Source organism: Vibrio sp. 1288 (assembly GCF_033344475.1).
This window is the reverse complement of the sequence record NZ_JAWPOX010000030.1, coordinates 1-25027: the sequence shown is the minus strand read 5'-3', so window position 1 is coordinate 25027 and position 25027 is coordinate 1. Positions and strand designations below refer to the sequence as shown.

Sequence of the window (25027 nt, the reverse complement as noted above, 5' to 3'; positions counted from 1 at the left end):
GCCTCCTTTTGCAACTGCAATTGATCTGTGAAAACCCGTCTCAACAATCTCATCTTGATGAACTCGCTGCGCGTTGGCAGCTTTCACACACTGACGATAGCGATTTTGCTTTGGTGCTAACCACCGAGCGTTTGGAGCTACGTAAAGTGGATGAGCCAAAGCTGGGTGCAATCTTTGTGGATTTGATTGGTGGTGCGGTCGGTCATCGTCGCAAGTTCGGTGGTGGTAAAGGCCAGGCAATTGCGAAAGCTGCGGGGTTGAACAAAGGGGCAACGCCAACCGTGTTAGACGGCACGGCAGGTCTTGGTCGTGATGCGTTTGTGCTCGCCTCGCTAGGTTGTAAAGTGCAGATGGTCGAGCGTCATCCAGTCGTAGCGGCTTTGTTAGATGATGGCTTGGATCGAGCGAAACAAGACCCAGAAATCGGCACCTGGGTATCTGAGCGCATGTCGCTAATCCATGCTTCTAGCCATGATGCGCTGGAACAATTGGCGCAAGATAAAGACTTTGTCCAGCCAGATGTGGTGTATCTTGACCCGATGTATCCGCACCCAGAAAATAAAAAGAAGTCGGCGCTCGTGAAAAAAGAAATGCGCGTTTTCCAATCGTTGGTTGGCGCTGATTTGGACGCCGATGGCCTACTAGGACCAGCCATGGCGTTAGCCACAAAGCGTGTAGTAGTTAAGCGCCCGGACTACGCGAATTGGCTGAACGAGCAAAAGCCAAGCATGGCGATTGAAACCAAAAAGAATCGTTTCGACGTCTACGTCAAAGCCTCGATGGCATAACCTCCTGACTCGCAAAAACTTCTCGTCACAGCATTGAACCAAGTGCTGTGACGCTGCCATTCTTTCCTGAACACTATTGATAGTTTTCACTTGCTAATTCGACACTCTGACTGTATATCTAACTAAGAATTATTATTATTTCACTTGTTGTGATGCTGTCGATAATTGGGAAGCTGGAGTAGTCGAATGTCTAAACGCTTATGTAAGATGAACCGCAAACAAATTGCGGCCAACTTGGGTGACATTCACCGTTTGGTCGTCGCACCTAAGTTCGTTTGTCGCTCTTGTGCACGCTCTTCCGCTTCTAAAGACTCATTGTGTAAGCCTGCCGCAATTCCTCCACAAAAATGCCAAGACAAGCCGTTAAACGAGCAACAAGCATGCGGTTTGTTAGCTGAAGCGCTGCCTGCGCAATCCATTTCCGTCACGTCAAAACACAGCGCAGAAAAGGCGGCGATCGTGAAACGTGTGGTCGAGCGAGTGAAAGAGAAGAAACAAGCCGCGAAAGTGGTGACACCAGTGTCGATGGCGGCTCCTGCACTGTTTGATTTGGCCGATAAAAAATCGCTCAAGAAAGCGAAAAAAGCACTGAAAAAGCACTATAAGCAGCAAAAGAAGTTGCTAAAAGTGGCGAAAAAACAACAAAAGTTACTTAAGCGTCAGCGTAAACTGGAAGCGCGTAATGCGAAACTAGAAGTGTTGCTGCCAACGCCACCTAATGCTTTGATGAACGCAATCTCACAAGCCAAAGTGCATTAATCAAATAAAAAAACGCTCTCCAGTCGGAGAGCGTTTTTTATTGTCGAAATGTTTATAGGATTAGCTGCGTTACTTATTGGCGTAGCTCATCTCTACGCGCTTTTTCACCCAGGTTTCGTTAATCCATAGGGATAGCATGATGATCGCACCGCCAATGGCGAGTCGCATGACATCAACATCGCGGTTCCAAATCACAATGTTTACAATCAAGCCCGCCGGAACCAATGCATTGTTCATTACTGCCAGTGCACCTGCGTTCACCATAGTCGCGCCTTTGTTCCAAGCAAAGTAACCAAAACCAGAAGCAATCAACCCAAGGTATGTCAGAATGCCCCATTGTGTTGCAGTGGTAGGTAGTTTGTCGAGGTTACCCATGAGCGCGAAAGCCACGGTTGCTACACAAAGTGCACCTAAGTAGAAGTAGCCAAACACGGTGTGTTGTGGCAAATCGACGGGTTCACTCTCCATGATATATTTGTAGCCCACCTGACCGATGGCAAAGCAGAGGTTTGCTCCTTGTACGACCAAAAAGCCCAGTAGGAAATCTTCATTAATGCCTGCAAATTTAATCCAGGCGGCACCAAATACGGCTATTGCAGCGGTAACTAAGTACCAAGGTGAAAAGCGACCTTTCAAGAAGTCATAGATTAGCGTGACGTAAATGGGTGTGAATACGGTGAACAGCAATACTTCTGGCACGGAAAGGAGCAAAAAAGATTGGTAGTAGAAGCAATACATCAAGCCGAGCTGGAAGCCACCGACGGTCATCAGTTTCGCGATCAGGGGTTTGCTAACGCCACGGAATTTCAAAAAGGGAATGAAAACCAGGCTCGCCAGTGCCACGCGCATGAACACCGAGAACCAAGAATCAACCTGACCGGCGAGGTAAACGCCGATCAGGCTAAATGAGAATGCCCAAAGTAGGGTAACTGCGGATAGATAAGCCATGGATGAGAATCTTTATCAACAACAAATGTGCCCGCAGTCTAACCAAGTTTTATCGCTGCGCCAATCAGTCTTTTAGCGGTACGACCAGCATATCGACTGGTGAGCAGTTAATCAGCTGTCGAGTCGAAGATAGAATCTTGCTCCAGAAATCTTGGTGATGACCACAAACCACCAAATCAATACTGTAATCTTGAATGGTATCGCACAGCTCATTACTCAAATCGCCACTACCGACTAAAGTATGGGCAATTGGGTATTGCGCATATTCAGCGAAGTTTGCCAATTGTGTGCGCGATGCTTCCATTGCTTGATGTTGCGCTTCTGCCATATTGATATCGATAAGCCCGGTGTAGAGTTCTGCGTAGTTCACGTCGATGTGAATAAAAGAGACTTTCGCATCCAGAGGTTTAGCCAGTGATACGGCTTTCTTAATCAACACTTTACTGTCGTCTGAAAGGTCGACTGCCACAAGTATGTGTTTGTAACTCATATTGCTATCTCCTTGTAAGGTCATAGTTTTAGATTAGCACCAACCCCAAAAAAAATTTGCTGAAGTGATCTCATATCGGTGCCGTAGGTACAAAGTCTTGTCTCAGTAATCATGTTATAGTGGCGTTATACCCAAGTGACTTTGATATGCTGAAATAAGCGTAGTGTTACTGACTAGAGTTGAAGTGAAACTTCGCCGTGTCTGCCAGACCAAGCTATTCTCGCAGCGTCATTTATTTCGAGGTTACTTGGGTATATTGCATGCACAATAATAGGAGTTAACATGCTGTCTCAAACTATGGTCGAACAATTGAATGAGCAAATTAACCTAGAATTTTTCTCATCCAATCTATACTTACAAATGAGTGCTTGGTGTGAAGACAAAGGTTTTGAAGGTGCGGCTGAATTTTTACGCGCTCACGCCGTAGAAGAAATGGAGCACATGCAACGCCTATTCACTTACGTGAGTGAAACTGGCTCAATGCCAATCTTAGGCGCTATTGATGCGCCAAAGCATGACTTTGCGAGCCTAGGTGACGTTTTCCGCGAGACATTTGAACATGAGCAAATGATCACGGAAAAAATCAACAAACTGGCGCACGTTGCATTTACTAGCCAAGACTACTCAACGTTTAACTTCCTACAGTGGTACGTGTCAGAACAGCACGAAGAAGAGAAGTTGTTTAAAGGGATTTTAGATAAGATCGAACTGGTAGGTGAAGACGGTAAAGCGTTGTTCTTCATTGACAAAGATCTAGCACAAATGGCGAAAGAAGGTTCATCTTCAATCATGGATGCTCCAGCTGCGTAAACGCGTTTTGGGACGTTGTAAGTAGCGGGTAAAGACGAAGTGTTGATCGTCTTTTTCTCTTGAGCATTGTTGAAGATGTAGGGAGGAAAAGATGATCAGTGGAGACACAATCTTATTTGCGCTAATGGTGGTAACTGGAGTTAATATGGTCCGGTATCTCACCGCTCTTCGTTCTCTAATTTATATCATGCGTGAAGCGCATCCGCTGTTATATCAGCAAGTTGATGGTAATGGTTTTTTTACCACTCATGGAAATGTCACCAAGCAGGTGAGGTTGTATCACTACATTAAAAGTAAAGAATATCATCATCACCACGATGAAATTTTTACTGGTAAGTGTGAAAGAGTGCGTGAATTGTTTGTTCTATCGACCGCGTTGCTCGGCGTGACGCTACTTGCGGCCTTCATTCTCTAAGAGTCAATAATCCAGAAGTTGTTCTGTCTGAGATTTTGCGGACATACAGAGCGCTTAGAGTTTAAGCGCTTTTCCCTTTCGGTATTTGTCGGTAGAATGTCGCGCCTAGAAAGCAAGGATGTGCAATGTGCACATCCTTTTTTATTTTGATTCGATACCAATCAGTCTAAGAGCTACCGATGAGTAAGAAATTTGATGTTGTTGTAATTGGCGCAGGCGCAGCAGGTTTAATGTGTGCTGCAGAAGCAGGCAAGCGAGGCCGCCGTGTTTTGGTGCTCGATCATGCTAAAAAGCCAGGACGTAAAATCCTTATCTCGGGCGGTGGTCGTTGTAACTTCACTAACTACGACGTTTCAGCTAATCACTATTTGTGTCAAAACCCGCACTTTGTTAAGTCGGCGCTCTCCCAATACACTAACTGGGATTTCATCTCGATGGTGTGTAAACATGGCATTGAGTTCGAAGAGCGTGATCACGGCCAGTTGTTTTGTGTCGATGCATTTACGGCCAAAGATATCGTGAAGATGTTGTTAGCTGAGTGTGACATGCCGAACATCGAGCAGCGTTACCAATGCGATGTTCATTCGATTGAAAAAATTGATGAAGGCTTTCGTTTGCATGCTGGTACTGAGATTGTCGAATGTGAGTCTTTAGTTATCGCAACAGGTGGCTTGTCGATGCCAAAACTGGGAGCGACACCATTTGGTTATAAAGTCGCGGAACAATTTGGTCTTCGAGTTATTCCAACCACGGCAGGGCTTGTACCATTTACTCTGCATAAAGAAGACAAAGAAGACTTTGCTGAGTTATCTGGTATCGCGGTACCTGCGGAAATTACGGCTGAAGATGGCACCATGTTCAAAGAAGCCCTGTTGTTCACACATCGTGGGTTATCTGGTCCAGCAGTGTTACAGATTTCTTCATTCTGGCGGGCCGGACAAAAGGTGTTGATCAATCTTGTGCCAAACGATGATGTTGCTGAGTTATTAGAACGCAGTCGTGAGAAGCATCCAAATCAGTCACTCAAGAATACGCTTGCCAAAGTGCTGCCTAAGCGTCTGGTTGAAGTCTTAATTGAACGTAAAGAGCTAGTCGATAAACCGCTAAAACAGTTCAATCAAAAGGAGCTTGCGGCGATTGTGGAGCGTCTAGAGCATTGGGATATCGCCCCGAATGGCACTGAAGGCTACCGAACTGCGGAAGTGACACTCGGCGGTGTCGATACTGATCACTTATCCTCGAAAACCATGGAATGCAAAGACATTAAAGGGCTTTATTTTATTGGTGAAGTGATGGATGTGACTGGTTGGCTAGGGGGCTACAATTTTCAGTGGTGCTGGTCGAGCGGTTTTGTTGCGGGGCAGTGGGTTTAATCAAACACCAAACGCAGCCTAACTGCATAAAAGATAAGATACAAAAAGAGCACTGAGTTTTATTCAGTGCTTTTTTTGTATTCCCATAGCGAGTTACTCGTCTTGATACTTTTCGAGTTTGTTATAGAGCGTTTTCACGCTAATGCCTAACTCCTGCGCTGATTCCGTTTTATTACCTTGATTCTCTTCAAGGGTATTGAGAATGGCGGCTTTTTCTAGCTCTTCTAACGAAACGCCCGCCGGAACAAGGTCTTCGATGCTGGTGCCTGTTTCCAATGGTGGTGTGTCGAAGATAAGGTGTTCATCTCGGATAGTGTCATCAGCCAAAATAAATGCACGTTCGATCGTGTGTTTGAGCTCACGGACATTACCTGGCCAGTCGTGTGCAGCGATTTTTTGGATCGCAGAGTCAAGAATCGTTTTGGTTTTTGCCTCATTGGCGTTGCGGTGCGCGATAAAGTGCTTGGCCAGACCGACGATATCACCGCCTCGTTCTCGCAGTGGCGGTATCGTTAATGGGAAATGCGATAACCGGAAAAACAGATCTTCACGCAGGAACTGCTCCTCAATGGCGATTTTAGGATCACGGTTTGTAGCAGCAATGATGCGAGTATTAGCGATATGAACTGTATTACTGCCAACTGGGCGATACTCTCCGGTTTCTAGCACCCGCAATAGCTTCACTTGATGCTCGATAGGCATCTCGGTGATTTCATCTAAAAATAGTGTGCCGCCCTCTGCCTGCTTAAATACACCTTGGTGAGTTTTATTTGCTCCGGTAAAAGCGCCTTTCTCATGACCAAACAGTTCACTATCAACCAATTCAGGGCTAATGGCACCACAGTTAATCGCTATAAAGGGCTGTTGTTTACGCTCACTCGCTAAGTGGATGGTCTGCGCCACCAGTTCTTTGCCTGATCCACTTTCACCGACAATAAGGACGTTGGCTTCTGTTTTAGCAACGCGCCTGATCATACGATAGAGCTGATGCATCGGAGAGGAAGATCCGACCAAAAGACCAAATTGGTCAAGATCGCTGGTGGACACTTTACGCCCTTGATCTTGTTTGTGTTGATAGTACTGGCTGACTTCGCTCAGGGTGTCCGTCAGAATGGCAATATCAACGGGCTTTCTGTAGTGAAAAATAGCACCCAAGTTCATCAGTTTATCCAAGTTCTCGTTTGGAGCGCCTGAGCTAATGATGATCAAGTCCATATCGTAGATGTCTTCGATATTAGAAAGACGTTGATAATCTGCACTAGTAAAGTGGGCGACTTCAACAATCGCAACTTCCGGTTTGAGTTGTAGGAAATCTTCAATCCATTGGTCTGCGGCATCGATGTCATGCAGACGAAATTTGTTCAGTTCCTGGCAAGAAGCGATGGCATTTTTAAGTGATGGATCTTGTATTCTTAGAAACAGGCTTGGCATCGACATAGAAATGTCCTCTTTACTATGACAGAAACAATGTACGTGGATTATTCTCACTTCACAAGACAAAATATTGTCAGCATAGATTTAAGGATTTGTTCGGTATTTTTATGTTGTTAGCCCCTTTTTGATATATATCGGTGAGAGCTATCAGTAGATATTTCCTTTTGTTCAGATTTTTATTTTTAAAATAATAATTTTGCTATTAATTGATCCTGGAGAAATAGCCTTTCTGTTTTATCAGGTTATTTCTGCACAAGTGGCGGAGGCTTTATCACCGATTAAAAATTACATTTTTTACGTGTAAATAATTCATGCTTATACTTTATTGCTCATCTCATTTTTACCTCTTTCCTTTATTAGTCACTTAAAAACAATGAGTTATAAAGTTGGCACATGGTTTGCTCCTAGGGAAGTGCAACGTCAATAAAGGAGAATTACCATGAATAACATCGCAGCTAAAATTGTACTTACGTCAGTTCTTGCTACTTCATCTACAGCAGTCTTAGCGAGTGATAAATGGGAAAAAGAATCCATGGACGCTTGGCTAGATGGTAAAGCTGAAACCACACTACTGCTAAACAGCAATCTCAACTCTTTTGATATCAATACCGATGTAGAGAATCAGGTCGTTACCCTTTCTGGTTCGGTAAACAATGATCTTGAAAAATCACTTGCCGAAGAGCTTGTTACTGGTCTTGATGGTGTGAAAAAAGTAAACAACGAATTGTCAGTAGTGAATGAAGGCAAGAAAGAAACTGATTCAGAAGCTTTAGCTACACTGACCGATTCTAAAATCACGACTATAGTTAAAACGCGCCTACTAATGGATACCAATGTGAGTGGTACGGATATTGATGTAACGACAGAACGCAAAACGGTAACTTTGGCAGGTAAAGTTAATTCAGATGCGGAGCATGATCTTGCAATTTCAATTGCAAATAACACCAATGACGTAAATAAGGTGATTGATAAGCTAGAAGTGGTTCAATAATAGCGAGCCGAGTGATTTAACCCACTTTTATTAGGAGGTAACACTATGGTTCGTTGGATGTTTATTTTTCTGGCACTGGCACTAATTTCTGCACTATTAGGCTTTACCGGTATTGCAGGAGCTGCTGCCTCTATCGCGCAAGTGATATTTTACCTATTCCTATTGTCATTAATTGTATCAATAGTGATTGTTCTGCTGGGAAGAAAAAACGTAAATAGATAGGAGATTCCATGCGACTTACGTCATTTATTTACCGTATCGCCGCAGTATTCGGTTTGGTGTTTGCGTTGGCAGCTTGTAGTGAAGAAGGGCCAATGGAACAGGCCGGCAAAAAGATAGATGAAGCCGCCGAAGAAACCCAAAATGCGATTGAAGATGAATGTGAAAACATTAAAGAAAACCTAAACGCTGAAGACCAAGATTGTTAGCCGAATCAGGTTAGGTTTTTACGCATAGCTATGTAAGAGAGGGGCGGTCAATCACCGCCCTTCCTTTTGTCCCAATTGTTTACAATCAGATAAGGAGTCAAAGATGAAAAACATATTTGATGTACTGAAAGAGAGTCATGAAAAGCAGCGCCTTTTACTCGATGCTCTGATGGAAACGTCTGGAGATTCCCCCGCTCGTGAAGAGTTTTATCACAACCTTAAAGAGGAACTCGAACAGCACGCAGCGGCAGAAGAGCGATTTTTCTACGCGCCTTTAATAGATAGCGATAAGACCATTGATCTCACTCGCCATGGCATCGCAGAGCATCATGAAATTGATAAAGTGATTGCACAGCTTGATGCAACCGATATGAGCTCGCCAGCGTGGCTCAACCTAATGAAAACCTTGCGTCACAAAGTGTTGCACCATCTTGAGGAAGAAGAGCAGCGTTTCTTCCAGTTAGCCGGTAAGGTAATGACCGATAAGCAGAAAATGAAACTAGCGGATGGTTATGTTGAAGAGATGGCAAGCTAGGTAGAGTGTTGGACCTTTTCGTGCCATTTCGGCACGGGAAGGCACTCAATCAAGGCGTTTACTCAAGTTCATGTATCCAAGCTCAATCCCCCGCGTATTCTAACTTCCACTAAAAAGTGCACTCGCTGAAGGCAAGGAGAGCGAATGTTTATCATCAAATATTATATTTTTGGCGCTCTGATCAGTTTATTGGCCGCTATATATACGCCTCAAATTATCGTTAGTCTGCTGTTCTTGTGGATATCTCTTTCTTTAGCGTTGGTCAGCGTAGCCTACGTATTCGACATTCCCTCTATTTTTAGAAAAAACCAAGATGGCAAGATTGTCAGGTGGATTCGCTGGGCATTCATTCCATTTTTATTGGGGGCTAGAGCGTATAACGCCTGGGAAAGACGGCGTGATACTGTGCCTCCAATCCAAAAAGTCAGCGACAATTTATACCTATCTCGCCGTTTGTTTCAGAGTGACTTAGATTTTCTCGAATCCAATGAGATCTCTTGTATTGTCGATGTCACCGCAGAATTTGCAGGCCTTGAAAGTGCGATGACCGACAAGCAGTTTCATTACCTTTCGATTCCGGTACTCGACCACAAAGCCCCAACGCTAGAGCGCCTTCGCCATGCGATTAACTGGATTGATACTCAAATCTCGTGCTCGCGGGCTGTGGTTGTGCATTGTGCGTTAGGGCGTGGTCGTTCAGTGTTTGTTGTGGCGGCGTATTTACTGAGCAAAGACCCGTCACTGACGGTTGAATCTGTGATGAAAAAAATCAATGACGTACGTAGTACCGCGAGATTAAATAAATTACAGATTAGGACGTTACGAGCGATCAGTGAAAAAGGCGTACTGGGGCTGGATCAATCCACTTGGATGGTGGTTAACCCTGTTTCAGGTGGCGGCAAATGGGAGGAAAACGAACAGCACTTGATTCGTGAGCTAACCAAAAAATATCGCTTGAGTATTCATCAAACCACCACAAACCTCAGCGCCGAGCAGCTAACACAACAGGCAAAAGAAAGTGGAGCTAAGCAAATCATCGTAGCTGGTGGCGATGGCACAGTAACAGAGGTGGCTAGCCAATTGGTGGATACCGACCTAAAACTCGGTATTGTTCCGCTCGGAACTGCCAATGCGTTATGTCATGTGCTCTATGGCGTTGGCGCCAAATTCTCACCGGTCGAAAAAGCGTGTGAAGCGTTGCTTGGCGGACACTGCCAACGTATTGATACTGCGGACTGCAATCAGCGGCTTATTTTATTGGTCTTAGGTATTGGGCTAGAACAGAAGATGATCGAGCACGCTCAGCGAGAAGAGAAAAATGTTTTTGGACAACTCGCTTACCTCACTGGCTTTTTTAATGCTGTAGTGGCGGAAGAAACGCAAGCTTTAACCGTTTCGTTAGACGCTCCAACTGAAGATGGAAACCACGACAATAATACACAAACGCTTGAAGTCCATAGTTTTGTCGTTGCGAATATCGCTCCATTTAGTACGTTGCTTGCCCAAGGTGGTGATGCGCCGCAGCCTGATGATGGCAAGCTGCATATCACATATTTAGATAACACCGAGTCTTTAGGCGGACGTCTTATCGCCTTGTCGGATCTGACATTAACGAGCGTAGGCGCACAGGAAGAATCGACACATTTTCAATACGCGACGGCTCAGAGCGTCACTATTTCTGCGAATAAACCGATTGAGTATGTGATTGATGGTGAACTGTATTCTGATGAGCAACTGGCAATCAAGCTGCGTCCAAAGTCATTGAACGTATTTGTTCCAAGCCAGAGACGTAAATCAGCTTCGCTTTAACACTGTAATCCGCGGATGACGCGCCATTTGCTTCGTATTCTACATGGCGCTTTTTCTGTGTTGTTTGATGATTTGGTGTGCGTCGTAAAAAGGCTATTAAGGTCGCTGCGTAGATGCAGCGGCTTTTGTCTATCTACACCTTTTTATTAGGTTGATTGGGGATGAGGGTTAAACAAAGTGAAGAAAGAAGGGCGAGTATAATTACTCACCCTGAGGTAAGTGCTTTTCAATTTCATCGTTTTCAACTTGTAAAGCAGCTAACCAATAAGAAACAAGTGCGGTTAAGTTGGTGTCGTCAATGGCTCTAAGCAGGGCTTTTAAATCATCTAACAGTAATTTATTCATAAAATGCATTTCTTTGTAATTACCTAGCTCGGCAACGCCGTATTCGGTGGCATTTTCTGCAATGAATTGTTCACCATCTTGTTGGTCGAAAAACAGCTTCGCCATCTTTTTGATCATCACTTTTTCTATTTTCACGAATCGATATGCCGCTCTTGCGAGTGTCATATGTGATTGCGGGTTAACGAGAGGCAAACACGTTTGGCGATGGTGTGTCATTTTTACGAGTAGCTCCCTTACTCGATTGTTATCCAATGTCATAGTGACCTCTTTATTTATGACTATTGTCGTGGGACATTTCTCGTGATGGTTATGTTAATGCGCCTGTGGGCTTGTCAGAAATGGCCAAAGCAAGTTGGCCATTTCTTTGATCAATACCGAGCTTTATTGCAAAGGCGACCACCAAGTTTTAGCTAATAAGGCTGATGCTGCTGAGTTTTTCTTTGCAGCTTTTTATATCGCTACGAACTTTCAGCAGAACCGAGTTATCCGCCTGCTCTGGGTGGGAAGTAATCAAATTCTCAATCTCTTTGAGTACCTTGCTTTCGACACCTTCAAGCTGTTCTAAATACATAGACTCTTTGTCAGAGGACACTTCCTTCATCACGTCGCTGTAGACCTCACGCGCCTTGATGGTGTAGGAAACCGGAGTGTCGTCGGCAGATTCTTCATTGTTACTTGCTAGAGAGTAGGGAGTGAGCTCAATGACTGCACGCTCACGTACTCTGAGCAGTTCTACCAACACATTATTCAAAGAAGTGTTGTCGATGTTCTCGATGGCCTTGTTGTAAATTTCATTTCCGCTTTCGATAAGCTCAATGATTGAGGCGATGTTTTCATTTTTCATATGCCACTCCTTATTTACTGGTGATAGGGGTGTTTGAGCGTATGGAATACAAACACGATGTTTCATCTTTAATTGCAGGTTGTATGCCAATGAATTTTAAGTCTTATTAATCAGTGACTTAATGTATTTTTTTGCAATAACTTGCTAACAGTCGGTAAGGCGCTAAGAAAAAATTACAAGAATGGCGGGGAAAGCTTGGAAAGAATTACACGTACAGATACGGCTTTTTATCGAAATGAAAATAAAATTAATAAAAAACAATAACTTAAAATTCTGGCATGGATATGGCTTTGTAGGGAGTAAGTGAGGTCAAACATTGTTTCACTTGATTCACTATTCAACTCATTAATGGAGGCTAGTTATGGCTACTACAAAAGAAAGCACAGTAAAACCTCAAGAGCAGTTAGAAGAAGCATATCACTTAGCGGAACAAGCCACGACGGAAGCCGTTGGCGCGATGAAAGACCAAGCCAAAGAGAAGCTGGATGTCGGTGCACAGCAAGTTCAGCAGGCGACTAAGTCGGCAGAAAATGTAATCAAGGAGCGCCCATTGCTGAGCATAGGCTGTGCCTTCCTTGCTGGTTGGGCGGTTTCGAAGCTGATCAAATAATAGTGGTCACCAAGGATTAAGCCACACAACAGAAAGGCGAGGCTTCACATGAATAACTCAGGGCAAGTTACCAATCAGCAATCAGGCTCGGCGGCTTCAGACAGCGGCCGAGCCCCTGATGGGGCAGAAGAACAGGATATCCAACAAACCATTAATGGTTTGAGCAGCATTCTTGCGCAATTGGACCAACTGACGAAATCGCTAAAAGCATGGTCAGGTTCAACGTTGGATTTGTTCCTCTTGGAGATAAAAGTTAACGTGTCCGCAGTGCGTCAGATTTTGCTGTGTACCGTTGTTTTTACCCTATTGTCGGTACTGTTCGTATTCAGTTTGTGCCTTGCCTCTGGGGTGGTGGCTTATCAGTTAACTGCCAACGTATATGTTGCCGTGGGTGTATTTATCACATCATTAGGCTTGGCATTATTTGCTTTAGCCTGGTGGCAGAAGCGTTTAGTTGGATTTCTTGGATTCAAAAATACGACAGAACAATTACAGGAGGGGTGGGATGCGCTCGCTACAAAAGCTCAATCGAGCCATGCGGATCAAGCGGATGGAAGGTAAAGCATCTCTAGAGCAATGTTGTTTGTCGATGGAAATGTTCACGTTTACCACCAAGAAGTTTGTGAGAGAAAACCCTTGGACGACATTAGGCATTAGTGCTGTCGTTGCCGTTACCGCAGCAAAAGCAGGTCGATTGTCTCGACTGACTTCTTCTATTTCGTCAATGGGGCTATTGGTTAGCAGCGTGTCTGATATTACCGATTCGCTCACAAAGCCGGTCGCGGCAGCTTCTCTGGATGAGTCAGATGCGGAGCAAAATGGAAATGCAGCAACACAAGTAAGCAACGCTGCGACGACAGAGGGCGAACCACTCTAATAGCGGATTTCACCGCAAAATTTTCTTACCGATTCTGAGCTTATTATGACAGCGAAATTGAACATTCCTGCCAACACTGCGATTGGTGCAACGCTTCTCGTCCTGTTACTCGTCCCAGGGCTGTATTTTGCCAAGCCAATATTGTTACCTATTGTGCTTAGCACCTTTATTTCTCTGCTGTGCAGCCCTTTCATTAATTATCTTGAAGACAAAGGTTTACCACGTGCTATTACCGTCGTGTTGACGCTGTCATTCCTCGTTGGCGCCTCAATTATTGGTCTTGCCGCCATGTCGGAGCCCGCCAAGCAATGGTGGTCTGAGCTGCCCAGTATCGTGAAAAATGTGTCGCAAGAAGTAAGCGAAGTTACTAAAGCTTCGGCTGATCACCTTAATACTCCATTGAATATCGCCAACGATATGAGTATGGATGAGGTCGGGAACAACACCGTATTTTCTTTGGTAAAAACGCTCGCGACCACTACGCCGACGATTTTGACACAAGCGATGATCGTGCTGTTTATGGTTTACTTTATGCTCAATCATGGACGAAGCTTATTTCGAAAGTCAGTGTCTTACTTACATGGGTTCGCCAAACAGCGCCAAGCGATTGAGTTGGTCAAAGCGCTACAGAAAGACCTATCTCGATACATTGGCACCATCACTTTAGTGAATGCTGGGCTGGGGTTGAGTGTCGGGGCCGTGTTTTTTGTTCTAGGCCTTGAAGATCCATTTCTATGGGGCGCATTTGCAGGCGTGATGAATTTTGCGCCGTACCTCGGCCCTGTCATATCCATGGTGAGCTTTGGCTTTGTTGCTTATCTTCAGTTGGAGTCGGTCAGTTTTATGCTGACGGTGGTGTCTATCTATTTACTGCTCAATTTGATTGAAAGTCAGTTTGTTACACCAACACTATTGGGGAAAAGGTTTAACTTAAACCCGTTAGTGATTTTTGTTTGGCTTGTTTTTTGGGGCTGGCTTTGGGGCGGAATGGGACTATTGATCGGTGTGCCGTTGCTGGTTTGTATCAATATTTTGGTTGAGCGTCTAGAGCTATGCCAATCAACCCAAAATCAAGCAAAACAAATCACCTCCGCGGACGTGGCACCGCGAGAGTGACTTGAGGAGCAAGCTGGTTCAACGAAACAGTTTTTCAGCGCTCACTGGCTGACTAAATAAATATCCCTGACCATAAATACAGCCTTTTTCGAATAAATAATCGGCTTGTTCCCGAGTTTCTATCCCTTCCGCGACGACTTTCAACGACAGCGTTTTTCCCATGGCAATAATGGCATTCACAATCGCGTTGCTGTCGCTATTACTTGGGACATCACTGACAAATGAGCGGTCAATTTTCAGTTTGTTGATTGGCAAACCTTTCAAGTAAGACAAAGACGAATAGCCAGTTCCAAAGTCATCCAGAGAAATCTCAATACCCAGCTCTCGTAATTGATTTAACGATGCAATGGCTTGTTGAGGGTCGATCAGTAAAAAGCTCTCTGTGATCTCCAAATCTAACCGTTGGGCAGGGTATCCGGTGTTATCGAGGATAGTACTTAATCGCTGAATGAAATTTGACTGCTGAAGCTGCAATGCAGAAACATTGACGGCGATTTTGCCAAACTCGATGCCCTGGTCCAGCCAAGCATTACCTTGCAAACAGGCTTGTTGTAACACCCACTCACCAATGCTTTGAATCAGCCCTGTTTTTTCTGCAATTGGAATAAAGTCTGCTGGTGGTACAAGGCCAAACTCTGGATGCTGCCAGCGTAATAAAGCTTCCACGCCGACAATCGTATTTTGTTCCAAATTGTATTGCGGTTGGAATTCTAACCGGAGTTGTTGTTTTTCTATTGCTTGATGCAAAGCGGATTGAATGCGTACATGGGATACGGATTTATCGGTCAAATCCGGTGAGTAAAACGCGTAGCCGTTGCGTCCATTTTTCTTCGCTAAGTACATCGCGGTGTCTGCGTTTTTCAGTAAGGTTTCACTGTCTTGACCGTCTCTTGGGTACAAGGCAATACCAATACTTGTCGAGACACGAAGTGAGTCGTGGTTTGCCAAGTCGAATGGTTGCTGGAATACGCTTAGAATATCGCCGACGGTTTCCAATAAGGAAACATCACTATGGATGTCTGGCAAAATAATCACAAATTCATCGCCGCCAATGCGAGCCACATGCGCATTGAGGTGAAGCACATCTTGCAGACGAATCGCTAACTTAGACAGCAATTGGTCACCACAGAAGTGGCCCATGCTATCGTTGATGTGTTTGAAATGGTCGATATCTAAGAATAGGGTGGCAAACGTCTGCTGGCTTTTGTGTCCGGTTTCGATGTGTTGCTCGAGTAAGCTAAGTAAATGAGTGCGATTAGGTAGATTGGTTAATGGATCGTAAAAAGCCATGCGCTGCAGCTTTTCTTCGTGTGCCTTACGCACAGAGATATCTTCAAACACACAAATGTAGTTAATAAGGTGGTTTTTATCGTCCATTACGGCGCTAATGGTCGCTAATTGCGGATAAATGCTGCCATCTTTCTTTCTGTTGATGAATTCGCCTTTCCATTGGCCTTTGTTTTCGAGTTGATGCCACAACTGTTGATAGAAACCTTGATCATGATGACCTGAGCGCAGAATTCGTGGGTTTTTTCCTATCACCTCTTCAGAGCGGTAACCTGTAATTTGGGTAAAAGCCGTGTTTACATCAATAATGTTGGCATTGCGGTCTGTAATGACCATGCCTTCTTGCGAATTGTTGAAAATTTGGGACGCTAAGGAGAGCTGCGTTTCTACCATTTTTCGGCGGGTGATGTTACGTGTCATCCCCAGAATGCCGATTAAGTTTCCCGCATGATCACGGACAGGAGACTTAATGGTTTCTAGCCAAGTGGGGTTATTGTTTTCATCAATTTGACGGCATTCTTCAACAATATTTTGCGTGCCAGTGGCTACCACCAATTTATCGGCATCAATGAATTTTTCCGCACGTTCATGGCTAAACAGGGCAAAATCGTCTTTGCCAATGATTTCACTGTTGGTTTTTTGCCACGCATTTTCTACGCTTCGGTTGGTCATCGAATAAAGACCATCCATGCCTTTTATCCATACGTGGTCTTCAAGGCAGTCGATAAACTCTTGTAGTGTTGGTGTTGGCTTTATTTCCGCGCTTTGATGTCGCGTTTGTTCTTGCTGACAGTGCAAGTTGATATCAAAGCTGATCCGCCCCGCGATTGCGCTTAGCCATGCCGAAACAACCGTTGATTGATCATTAGGGTGAGTCAGTGTCAGTACGGCAAGCAATTCGCCATTAGGTAGCCAAATCGGTCCAATGCTCAAGGTTTGCTCTTCAAAGGGGGTATGGCTAACTGTAAAATCTGTCGGCGTAAAGTGATCGACAACTTGCGTTATCACATCGACGATAGCACGATGATTTTGGGTTGAGGTGGACACCTCAGTCGATAGCCACTGCTGAGTATCGCTCAGAGTATAAAGCTGTCCCTGAGCTTGAGTTACATTACAGCATTGTCGCAGAACGTGTTGCCAGTCTGCCATCAAAGGCGAAGGAATAGCGAAGCGAAACATAATTAATAACGAGTCCTAAATCGCCCAAAGGTAATTATATTAGAATCTAGCGTAAGCTATTGGGCTTTGTGAGTATCGTATCCAACGCGTAGCTAAATCCTAGCAGCGTAAAGTGCTTTCTATCATTAAAATGTTATCTATATCTCTTTTTTATCCAACTTATTGCATCGTTTTTTAGGGCTTTTGATAGGTGATTAAGAAGCGTGTATCGCTTTGGTTTTCTTGCCCCATGAGACTTGCTGAATGACTAAGCCACTGATGATCAATACTAGGCCAATCAAGGTTGAAGGGTGAATTTCTTCGCCGATGATGGTAGCTAACAACATGAGTGAGATAAATGGAGAGGCAAAGATCAGATTACTGATACGCGCGGTGTTTTGCGTTGATTTGAGTGCGCTCAGCCACAAAACGAAAGTGATCCCCATTTCAAACAGTCCGACATACGTCACCGCTGCCCAGCCTTTAGCTGAGATCATCTGCCAGCCAGCACCTTCATAAAGACTTAAACCAATGGCGAATGGAATAGCGACCAAAAAGCCGAGCAGAACGCCAACCACAGGGTCGGCCTTATTTTTGGTATTTAAAATCCAGTAACCGGCCCACAGCAGCGTTGATAGCAGCGCAAGACCAACACCCAACGGGCTCTCAAATTCCATGCCTAAAAGATTGCCTTGTGTGGCAATCACTATCACGCCGACATAACTAAAACCGCAAGCCAGCCAGTCCTTACCACGGATCTTTTGTCCTAAGAAAACAGCGGCCATTAGCGTTAAGGTGATGGCCCAGCTGTAGTTGATCGCTTGAGCCTGAGATGCGGGCAGCAAGTCATATGCTTTGAACAGAATAACGTAATACGCCAAAGGGTTAATCAACCCAAGCAGTAGGTAATACCAAGGGTTTGAGAAAAATGTAGCACTTAACTGGCCCAATTTACCTTGCACACCACAGATTACTGTTAGCGCAATCGCAGAGACGATGCTGGCAATGCATAGCATTTGAATAGGCGTAAATTCTGCCAACGTGAGTTTAAATGCGGTTGCAACGGTAGACCAAAGTAATACTGCTGAGAGCCCAAATCCTAGGGCGCGACGCTCGTTCATGATGCCTCTGCGTGATGATGTGCCGCTCGGTTTGGATAATTTGAGCGGAAGAAAGAATATTATAGGAAGGCCTAGTGTATGCGAGGATTTTTCATCCAACAAACTGGACATTTATCCAGTGTCTAAATACCATTGTTATAGATACAAAACACAGGCTAACTCGCTATTATGCAATGGATTCTTGAGTACCAATCTCTCATTCTCTCTTCTCTTTGTGCTGCCACGCTTAGTGGTGTCGCTGCCGGTTGGTGGGTGAAACAGCGTTTTATCACCCAAACTCAGCTTCTCGAGCAACAACTTGTTTCAGAAAAACAGCTTCATCAACAGCAACTTGAACAGGTCAAGCAAAGCCTTGCCGATGCTCAGCAAGAGTTGGATGAATTAGATGATGAGCGCGATAAAGCCGCGTTTGAAGTACGCCAAACACATGGAAAGCTGATGGCAGCAATGGAAAAACTGCGTTACTTCGAGGCTGTAAAGCAAGAGCGCCAGCAATACTTTGATGAGCTTGGCCAAATGCGTGAACACAAATCACGTCTAGAAACGCAGCTGCGTGAACAGCAAGCTCGCCATGAGCAAATTAACCAAGCTAATGCCGAAAAACTGCAAATTTTAGAACAAGCAGAAGCACGCTTGAAACAACAATTTGAGCACTTGGCCAATCAACTGTTTGAAGAAAAAACCGCGAAGGTCGATTTGCAAAACCGTCAGAGTTTAGAAGGCTTGTTGTCACCGCTTAGAGAACAGTTAGAAGGGTTCAAAAAGCACGTTAATGACAGCTTTAGTCAAGAAGCTAAAGAGCGCCATACCTTAGTGCATGAGCTGAAAAACCTGCAACGTTTGAACGAGCAAATGACGCGCGAAGCGGTTAATTTGACCCAAGCGTTGAAAGGGGACAACAAACAGCAAGGTAACTGGGGCGAAGTGGTGCTCGCTAGGGTACTTGCCGAATCTGGCTTGCGTGAAGGGCACGAATATCAGACTCAGGTGAACTTACAAAATGAAGCTGGCAAGCGTTACCAACCTGATGTCATTGTTCATCTCCCACAAAACAAACAAGTGGTTGTGGATTCTAAAATGGCGCTGGTTGCCTATGAGCGCTACTTCAACGCCGAAACTGATGCTGAGCGCGATCAGGCTTTGAATGCGCATTTAGCCGCTCTACGTGCACATATCAAAGGGTTAAGCATGAAGGACTACCACAAACTCAAAGGTATTCAGAGTTTGGACTATGTTCTGATGTTTATCCCGGTTGAGCCGGCGTTCCAAGTCGCGATTCAAGCCGATCCAAGTTTGATCAAAGACGCGATGGAGCAAAACATCATTTTGGTGAGCCCAACAACGTTGCTGGTGGCATTGCGCACCATTGATAATCTATGGCGCAATGAACGCCAAAATGAAAACGCCAAAATGATTGCGCAGCGTGCGACAAAACTCTACGACAAATTACGATTGTTTGTAGACGACATGGAGGGGCTCGGTGGTGCGCTGGATAAGGCGAATCAAAGCTATCAAGGTGCGATGAACAAGCTTGCCACAGGGCGCGGAAATGTGATTCGCCAAGCCGAAAGCTTTAAACACTTGGGAGTTGAAATTAAACGACCGATTTCTTCCGACCTCGCGCAGTTAGCGCAGAGTGATGCATTTTCAGAAAATGACCCGTTAGTAGAAAGACATCCGGCTGAGGATAAAGTAAACTAATCGCCCGCAGTGCAGTGGGCGATTTTATTTGTCAACAAACGCCCCGTAGAGGAAAGCGCTGCCTAAGAGGAATTAGAATGACGGACACAAGTTTGCAATCCAATACAGCGTTAGAGAATGAAACCACTCACTTTGGTTTCTCTACAGTGGCAAAAGACGAAAAAGTGACTAAGGTTGCCGAAGTATTCCACTCCGTGGCAACAAAATACGACATCATGAATGACCTGATGTCAGGTGGTATTCACCGCCTTTGGAAGCGCTTCACTATCGATTGTAGTGGCGCTCGCCCTGGCCAGCGTATTCTTGACCTAGGTGGTGGTACGGGGGATTTGACGGCGAAATTCTCGCGCATTGTTGGCGATGAAGGCCATGTCATCCTTGCCGATATCAATAACTCAATGCTTAACGTTGGTCGCGATAAACTGCGTGACAACGGTATTGTGGGTAACGTGCATTACGTTCAAGCCAACGCAGAAGAACTGCCGTTCCCTGATGATTATTTTGATGTTATCACCATCAGTTTTTGTTTGCGTAATGTGACAGACAAAGACAAAGCGCTTCGTTCAATGTTCCGCGTACTGAAGCCAGGCGGCCGTCTATTGGTGTTGGAATTTTCAAAACCAGTGCTAGAGCCGTTATCGAAAGTATACGACGCATATTCATTCCACTTGTTGCCGAGAATCGGTGAGCTAGTTGCGAATGACTCAGAGAGTTACCGCTACCTAGCGGAGTCAATCCGTATGCATCCAGACCAAGAAACGCTGGAAGGCATGATGCAAGACGCAGGTTTTGAAAACACCAAATACTACAACTTAACTGGTGGTATTGTGGCTTTGCATCGCGGTTATAAATTCTAAGGGTTAACGGCATGCCATTTGAACCACTTATCACCGCTGTGATTGAAACGTCACTGAATACACTGATCAAAGACGACCCTGCATTGGGCCGTCGTTTAGCGCGTCTAAAAGGTCAAGTTATTCAAGTTCACCTGAAAGAGATCAATAAAACACTGACATTCGTTTTTAGTCAGCAAATTGATGTGCTTGGTCATTACGAAGGGCAGCCTAACTGCTATCTATCGCTCAACTTGAGTGTGTTACCAGAGCTGCGCGATCAGGCCAACATCACTCGTCTTATTAAACAAGATAAACTTGAACTCGAAGGCGATATTCAATTGGCGCAGAAATTCTCTCAGTTGATGGTGGATTGCAAACCAGATGTTGAAGAGTGGTTGTCTCGCGTGACTGGCGATGTCGCCGCACATACCTTTGTGCAAGGTTCAAAAAACATCGGCAACTTTCTTGCGTCTCAAGCAGAAAAACACCAGCGTCATCTTGCGCAAGTAGTGACTGAAGAATGGAAACTGGCTCCCGCTCCGTTAGAAGTGGCCTATTTCTGTGACCAAGTTGATGAGGTTCGCAGCCAGGCTTCTCGCATTGAAGCTCGTTTAACGGCTTTGCTGAATAAGCTGGATGCAGATAAGCCTGCATTGGAGAAACCATGACGCCAGCAGAACTAAAGCGCTTATACCACATCGCCAAAGTACAACTGGAATACGGCTTAGATGAGCTGCTTCCCGATCACCAACTGACCAAAGCTCCGCTTTTACTGCGCAAAAGCTTGTTTTGGATTAAGAACAAGCACCCAGAAAAACCACTCGGTGAACGTCTGCGTTTAGCACTGCAAGAGCTGGGGCCGGTTTGGATTAAGTTCGGTCAGATGATGTCGACGCGCCGTGACTTATTTCCTCCGCATATCGCTGATCCCCTAGCTTTACTTCAAGACCAAGTCGCGCCTTTTGATGGCGAGTTGGCAAAAAAGCAGATGGAGCAAGCATTAGGTGGTCCGTTAGAAAAATGGTTTACCGAGTTTGATATCAAACCACTGGCGTCTGCGTCGATTGCTCAGGTACATACTGCGCGCATAAAAGACACTAACCAAGAAGTGGTATTAAAGGTTATCCGCCCAGATATTCGCCCAGTCATTGATTCAGATCTAAAACTGATGCACCGAATGGCGCGTATAGTCGCCGGAGCGATGCCTGAAGCACGTCGTTTAAAACCAGTTGAAGTCGTGCGTGAGTACGAGAAAACCCTGCTTGATGAACTCGACTTGCGACGTGAGGCGGCGAATGCCATTCAGTTGCGCCGCAACTTTGAGGGCAGCGAAGAATTGTATGTTCCTGAAGTTTTTCCCGACTTCAGTAATGAAACTGTCATGGTTTCTGAGCGAATATATGGCATTCAAGTCTCTGATATTGAAGGCTTGAAAGCAAATGGCACCAATATGAAATTGCTCGCGGAACGCGGTGTGAGTGTGTTCTTCACTCAGGTGTTCCGAGACAGCTTTTTCCATGCTGATATGCATCCGGGTAATGTGTTCGTCAAACCCGAACATCCAGAGAACCCAATGTGGATAGGGCTAGATTGCGGAATCGTTGGTACACTTAATAGCGAAGACAAGCGTTATCTGGCGGAAAACTTCCTGGCGTTTTTCAATCGTGACTACCGCCGAGTGGCGGAGTTACATGTGGATTCAGGATGGGTGCCTGCGGATACCAATGTCGATGAGTTTGAGTTCGCGATTCGCATTGTGTGTGAGCCTATTTTTGCTAAGCCATTGTGCGAAATCTCCTTTGGTCATGTGTTGTTGAATTTGTTCAATACGGCACGTCGATTCAATATGGAGGTTCAGCCACAGCTTGTACTGTTGCAAAAAACGCTGTTGTATGTGGAAGGGCTTGGTAGGCAGCTATATCCTCAACTTGATTTGTGGGAGACCGCAAAACCATTCCTGGAAGAATGGATGATGAATCAAGTTGGGCCGCAAGCTCTAGTGAATGCGATTAAAGACCGCGCACCATTTTGGGCAGAGAAATTACCTGAACTGCCAGAGCTGCTTTACGATAGCCTGAAACAAGGTAAAGCGATGAATCAACGTATGGATCAGCTTTATCAAGGGTATCGCCAGAGCAAGCGCCAGCAGGCGACAGGAAAGTTTTTGTTTGGCGTTGGCGCGACTTTAGTCGTATGCTCGGCAATATTGGTGAACGATGCTTTTGAGCAGCTTTCGTTGGCCTGCGGTATCGCAGGTGTCACATTTTGGCTGCTTAGTTGGCGAGCTTATCGTCAATAGACGTTAAACTCTTGAAATATTTTTGTTTGTTTAAAGACCCGAGGTAAAGAGAATGGGTGGTATCAGTGTTTGGCAACTTCTAATCATTGCTGTAATTGTTGTATTGCTATTCGGAACAAAGAAACTACGCGGTATCGGTGGCGATCTGGGTGGTGCCGTTAAGGGCTTCAAAAAAGCGATGAGCGAAGATGAACCTGCGAAAAATGACAAAGACGCAGACTTCGAACCAAAAAGTCTAGAAGAGCAGCAGAAAAAAGAAGCTGCTCCTGAAACGAAAAAAGACAAAGAGCAGGCGTAAAACGTGTTTGATATCGGTTTTTGGGAACTGGTATTAATATCTGTTGTTGGTCTGGTCGTTCTTGGGCCGGAGCGTTTGCCTCATGCTATTCGCAGCGTGTCTCGCTTTATCGGTGCCGCTAAGAGTATGGCAAATAGCGTCAAAGACGAATTGTCACACGAGCTGAAAGTCCAAGAGCTGCAAGAAAACTTGCGCAAAGCAGAACAAATGGGGATGGATGATTTGTCCCCTGAGTTGAAATCTTCAGTTGAAGAGTTGAAGAAGGCAGCGCAATCTGTAAATCGTCCTTACGCAAAGAACACCGATTCAGAGGCTGAGCCTGTAAAAACAGAGCCAGCAGTCGAAGAGGCCGTGAAAGCGCAAGAGATCAAGGTTACAGCGGCAGATAAGAAAGCCGAATAGTCTCATTAGGAGGAGCTACTAGTGATTGGTAGCTCCTTTTTGATCTGGTTTTTAATAAGAGGTTTGCCATGTCTACCGTCGAGCAGACACAACCTTTAATTAGTCATTTGTTGGAGCTTCGCAACCGACTACTGCGTTCAATCCTCGCAGTGTTGGTCGTGTTTGTTGGACTAATTTATTTCTCTAACCACATTTACGAGTTTGTTTCCGCACCTTTAGTAGAACGTCTACCTGAAGGCGCGACCATGATTGCTACGGATGTAGCGTCACCTTTTTTTACGCCACTTAAGCTGACGTTAATTGCTTCGGTATTTATTGCGGTGCCGTTTATCTTGTATCAAGTGTGGGCATTTGTAGCGCCAGGTTTGTACAAGCATGAACGTCGATTGATCATGCCATTGCTGTTCTCTAGTTCGCTATTGTTCTACTGTGGAGTGGCATTTGCCTACTTCGTGGTATTTCCATTGGTGTTTGGCTTCTTTACCGCCATCTCTCTTGGTGGAGTAGAGTTTGCAACTGATATCTCGAGTTATCTCGACTTTGTGCTGGCGCTATTTATGGCGTTTGGTATCGCATTCGAGGTGCCTGTTGCGATTATTTTGTTGTGTTGGACTGGGGCCACTACACCAGAAGATTTAAGACAGAAACGTCCTTATATTATAGTGGCTGCGTTTGTCGTAGGTATGGTGTTAACGCCACCAGACATGATCTCGCAAACCTTACTCGCTATTCCGATGTGTTTACTGTTTGAAGTCGGTTTGTTCTTCGCGCGTTTTTATACTCGTCGAAGCGAAGAAGTAGAAGCGGAACCCGAAGAATAAGGCTAATCTAGATGTGAAAAGCGGCTCAATTGAGCCGCTTTTTTTGCGGTTGGTTTTTTCTTGGGCTAATTACTTAACTTTCATGACGTAACCACATTTTGTGCATACGTATACTTCCTTGATGCCCAGCAGCTTTTGAAAAAAACTGCGCGGTACGCGTTGTAAGTAAGCACCATGTGTACACACTTCAACTTCCATATTCATGCTGTTTTACATTTGTGCTAATTAATGGGCGTAAATCAGTATAGAAAAATAATGTGTCGAGTTGTCGACAGTTTTGCAAAGCGGACGAAGTAAAGTGACGATATGAGAAGTAAGTAGAGTTGCTAGTTAATTATTATGTTTATCAATAATTTTGTATGGATTGTTCTACTACTTCAACGGGTTGAATCGTTCATTCAATAGTTTAGGTGATAAAAAAGCGACGTTGATTTCGTCGCTTTTTTCAATTCTCGTGTGCCGTCCTAAATAAGGTTGACACTTTCTACCCCCAAAATTGGAGAGTGTTATGAAATCAACAACTAAAAGAACT

The 25027-nt window shown here is 44.9% G+C and carries 28 protein-coding genes; 21 read left to right on the top strand and 7 right to left on the bottom strand.

Annotation, left to right across the window (positions count from 1 at the left end; genetic code table 11):
- Positions 1 to 8: 8 nt before the first annotated feature.
- Both R8O11_RS18885 and R8O11_RS18880 read left to right on the top strand, forming a co-directional pair.
- Positions 9 to 788, top strand: coding sequence for a class I SAM-dependent methyltransferase (locus R8O11_RS18885; protein WP_017635032.1), 780 nt, complete (start codon positions 9 to 11; stop codon positions 786 to 788).
- 186 nt (positions 789 to 974) lie between these two features.
- Entirely contained in the window at positions 975 to 1547 is a 573-nt protein-coding gene (locus R8O11_RS18880) for a hypothetical protein (protein ID WP_017635031.1), read from the top strand.
- 69 nt (positions 1548 to 1616) lie between these two features.
- Here the strand turns inward: R8O11_RS18880 and R8O11_RS18875 are convergent, their stop codons facing one another.
- Positions 1617 to 2495, bottom strand: a complete 879-nt coding sequence (locus R8O11_RS18875; protein WP_017635030.1) for a carboxylate/amino acid/amine transporter — start codon at positions 2493 to 2495, stop codon at positions 1617 to 1619.
- A gap of 64 nt (positions 2496 to 2559) precedes the next feature.
- Positions 2560 to 2985: a universal stress protein UspA gene (gene uspA / locus R8O11_RS18870; protein WP_005379165.1), complete on the bottom strand. Its 426-nt coding sequence runs from the start codon at positions 2983 to 2985 to the stop codon at positions 2560 to 2562.
- 282 nt (positions 2986 to 3267) lie between these two features.
- On the opposite strand from uspA, the gene ftnA reads away from it, so the two are divergent.
- The 3 genes from ftnA to R8O11_RS18855 all read left to right on the top strand — a co-directional run bounded on the left by ftnA (position 3268) and on the right by R8O11_RS18855 (position 5583).
- Positions 3268 to 3795, top strand: a complete 528-nt coding sequence (gene ftnA / locus R8O11_RS18865) for a non-heme ferritin (RefSeq protein WP_005379167.1) — start codon at positions 3268 to 3270, stop codon at positions 3793 to 3795.
- 91 nt (positions 3796 to 3886) lie between these two features.
- Complete coding sequence (gene uspB / locus R8O11_RS18860) at positions 3887 to 4210, top strand: universal stress protein UspB (RefSeq protein WP_005379169.1); 324 nt, start codon at positions 3887 to 3889, stop codon at positions 4208 to 4210.
- A 179-nt stretch (positions 4211 to 4389) separates the two neighbouring features.
- Positions 4390 to 5583, top strand: a complete 1194-nt coding sequence (locus R8O11_RS18855; RefSeq protein WP_005382944.1) for an NAD(P)/FAD-dependent oxidoreductase — start codon at positions 4390 to 4392, stop codon at positions 5581 to 5583.
- A 93-nt stretch (positions 5584 to 5676) separates the two neighbouring features.
- Here R8O11_RS18855 and R8O11_RS18850 read toward each other — a convergent pair whose 3' ends face one another.
- Complete coding sequence (locus R8O11_RS18850; protein ID WP_005382945.1) at positions 5677 to 7020, bottom strand: sigma-54 interaction domain-containing protein; 1344 nt, start codon at positions 7018 to 7020, stop codon at positions 5677 to 5679.
- 436 nt (positions 7021 to 7456) lie between these two features.
- Between R8O11_RS18850 and R8O11_RS18845 the strand changes: the two genes are divergently transcribed.
- The 5 genes from R8O11_RS18845 (at position 7457) to R8O11_RS18825 (ending at position 10780) form a co-directional block, all read left to right on the top strand.
- Entirely contained in the window at positions 7457 to 8008 is a 552-nt protein-coding gene (locus tag R8O11_RS18845; protein ID WP_005379174.1) for a BON domain-containing protein, read from the top strand.
- A 45-nt stretch (positions 8009 to 8053) separates the two neighbouring features.
- The gene (locus R8O11_RS18840) at positions 8054 to 8230 is read left to right on the top strand and encodes a DUF1328 family protein (RefSeq protein ID WP_005379177.1); all 177 of its coding nucleotides are present in this window, start codon (positions 8054 to 8056) and stop codon (positions 8228 to 8230) included.
- An 8-nt stretch (positions 8231 to 8238) separates the two neighbouring features.
- Positions 8239 to 8436, top strand: coding sequence for a hypothetical protein (locus R8O11_RS18835; RefSeq protein WP_005379178.1), 198 nt, complete (start codon positions 8239 to 8241; stop codon positions 8434 to 8436).
- A gap of 103 nt (positions 8437 to 8539) precedes the next feature.
- On the top strand, positions 8540 to 8971 hold the full coding sequence (locus R8O11_RS18830) for a hemerythrin domain-containing protein (protein ID WP_005379185.1): 432 nt from the start codon (positions 8540 to 8542) through the stop codon (positions 8969 to 8971).
- Positions 8972 to 9115: 144 nt separating this feature from the next.
- Positions 9116 to 10780, top strand: coding sequence for a diacylglycerol kinase family protein (locus tag R8O11_RS18825; protein WP_213909526.1), 1665 nt, complete (start codon positions 9116 to 9118; stop codon positions 10778 to 10780).
- A 201-nt stretch (positions 10781 to 10981) separates the two neighbouring features.
- Here R8O11_RS18825 and R8O11_RS18820 read toward each other — a convergent pair whose 3' ends face one another.
- Together R8O11_RS18820 and R8O11_RS18815 are read right to left on the bottom strand one after the other, a co-directional pair.
- Positions 10982 to 11383, bottom strand: coding sequence for a hypothetical protein (locus tag R8O11_RS18820; protein ID WP_318194350.1), 402 nt, complete (start codon positions 11381 to 11383; stop codon positions 10982 to 10984).
- A 148-nt stretch (positions 11384 to 11531) separates the two neighbouring features.
- Positions 11532 to 11969 carry a DUF2383 domain-containing protein gene (locus R8O11_RS18815; protein ID WP_005379194.1) on the bottom strand — a complete coding sequence of 146 codons (438 nt, stop codon included), beginning with the start codon at positions 11967 to 11969 and terminating at the stop codon, positions 11532 to 11534.
- A 361-nt stretch (positions 11970 to 12330) separates the two neighbouring features.
- On the opposite strand from R8O11_RS18815, the gene R8O11_RS18810 reads away from it, so the two are divergent.
- The 4 genes from R8O11_RS18810 to R8O11_RS18795 are packed head-to-tail and all read left to right on the top strand — an operon-like array spanning position 12331 to position 14572.
- Positions 12331 to 12579 carry a hypothetical protein gene (locus tag R8O11_RS18810; protein WP_005379196.1) on the top strand — a complete coding sequence of 83 codons (249 nt, stop codon included), beginning with the start codon at positions 12331 to 12333 and terminating at the stop codon, positions 12577 to 12579.
- A gap of 48 nt (positions 12580 to 12627) precedes the next feature.
- Entirely contained in the window at positions 12628 to 13140 is a 513-nt protein-coding gene (locus R8O11_RS18805; protein WP_318194349.1) for a hypothetical protein, read from the top strand.
- Positions 13130 to 13456: a hypothetical protein gene (locus R8O11_RS18800; RefSeq protein ID WP_005379200.1), complete on the top strand. Its 327-nt coding sequence runs from the start codon at positions 13130 to 13132 to the stop codon at positions 13454 to 13456. Before R8O11_RS18805 ends, R8O11_RS18800 begins: the two co-directional genes overlap by 11 nt.
- 45 nt (positions 13457 to 13501) lie before the next feature.
- A complete protein-coding gene (locus R8O11_RS18795; protein ID WP_318194348.1) occupies positions 13502 to 14572 on the top strand; it encodes an AI-2E family transporter in 1071 nt (356 codons plus the stop codon).
- 18 nt (positions 14573 to 14590) lie between these two features.
- Here the strand turns inward: R8O11_RS18795 and R8O11_RS18790 are convergent, their stop codons facing one another.
- Both R8O11_RS18790 and R8O11_RS18785 read right to left on the bottom strand, forming a co-directional pair.
- A complete protein-coding gene (locus R8O11_RS18790; RefSeq protein WP_053349760.1) occupies positions 14591 to 17038 on the bottom strand; it encodes an EAL domain-containing protein in 2448 nt (815 codons plus the stop codon).
- 194 nt (positions 17039 to 17232) lie between these two features.
- Positions 17233 to 18138: a DMT family transporter gene (locus R8O11_RS18785; protein ID WP_318194347.1), complete on the bottom strand. Its 906-nt coding sequence runs from the start codon at positions 18136 to 18138 to the stop codon at positions 17233 to 17235.
- A 168-nt stretch (positions 18139 to 18306) separates the two neighbouring features.
- Between R8O11_RS18785 and rmuC the strand changes: the two genes are divergently transcribed.
- The 7 genes from rmuC (at position 18307) to tatC (ending at position 24495) form a co-directional block, all read left to right on the top strand.
- A complete protein-coding gene (gene rmuC / locus R8O11_RS18780) occupies positions 18307 to 19839 on the top strand; it encodes a DNA recombination protein RmuC (RefSeq protein ID WP_005379209.1) in 1533 nt (510 codons plus the stop codon).
- Between the two features lie 77 nt (positions 19840 to 19916).
- A complete protein-coding gene (gene ubiE, locus R8O11_RS18775) occupies positions 19917 to 20696 on the top strand; it encodes a bifunctional demethylmenaquinone methyltransferase/2-methoxy-6-polyprenyl-1,4-benzoquinol methylase UbiE (RefSeq protein WP_005379210.1) in 780 nt (259 codons plus the stop codon).
- A gap of 11 nt (positions 20697 to 20707) precedes the next feature.
- Positions 20708 to 21343 (top strand): SCP2 domain-containing protein, encoded by a 636-nt coding sequence (locus R8O11_RS18770; RefSeq protein ID WP_005379213.1) that lies wholly within the window; start codon positions 20708 to 20710, stop codon positions 21341 to 21343.
- A complete protein-coding gene (gene ubiB / locus R8O11_RS18765) occupies positions 21340 to 22974 on the top strand; it encodes a ubiquinone biosynthesis regulatory protein kinase UbiB (RefSeq protein WP_005379226.1) in 1635 nt (544 codons plus the stop codon). The genes R8O11_RS18770 and ubiB overlap by 4 nt, the downstream gene beginning before the upstream one ends.
- A gap of 52 nt (positions 22975 to 23026) precedes the next feature.
- On the top strand, positions 23027 to 23272 hold the full coding sequence (gene tatA / locus R8O11_RS18760; protein ID WP_005382958.1) for a Sec-independent protein translocase subunit TatA: 246 nt from the start codon (positions 23027 to 23029) through the stop codon (positions 23270 to 23272).
- A gap of 3 nt (positions 23273 to 23275) precedes the next feature.
- Positions 23276 to 23674: a Sec-independent protein translocase protein TatB gene (gene tatB, locus R8O11_RS18755; RefSeq protein WP_318194346.1), complete on the top strand. Its 399-nt coding sequence runs from the start codon at positions 23276 to 23278 to the stop codon at positions 23672 to 23674.
- Positions 23675 to 23742: 68 nt separating this feature from the next.
- The gene (tatC, locus tag R8O11_RS18750; RefSeq protein WP_318194345.1) at positions 23743 to 24495 is read left to right on the top strand and encodes a twin-arginine translocase subunit TatC; all 753 of its coding nucleotides are present in this window, start codon (positions 23743 to 23745) and stop codon (positions 24493 to 24495) included.
- Positions 24496 to 25027: the final 532 nt, after the last annotated feature.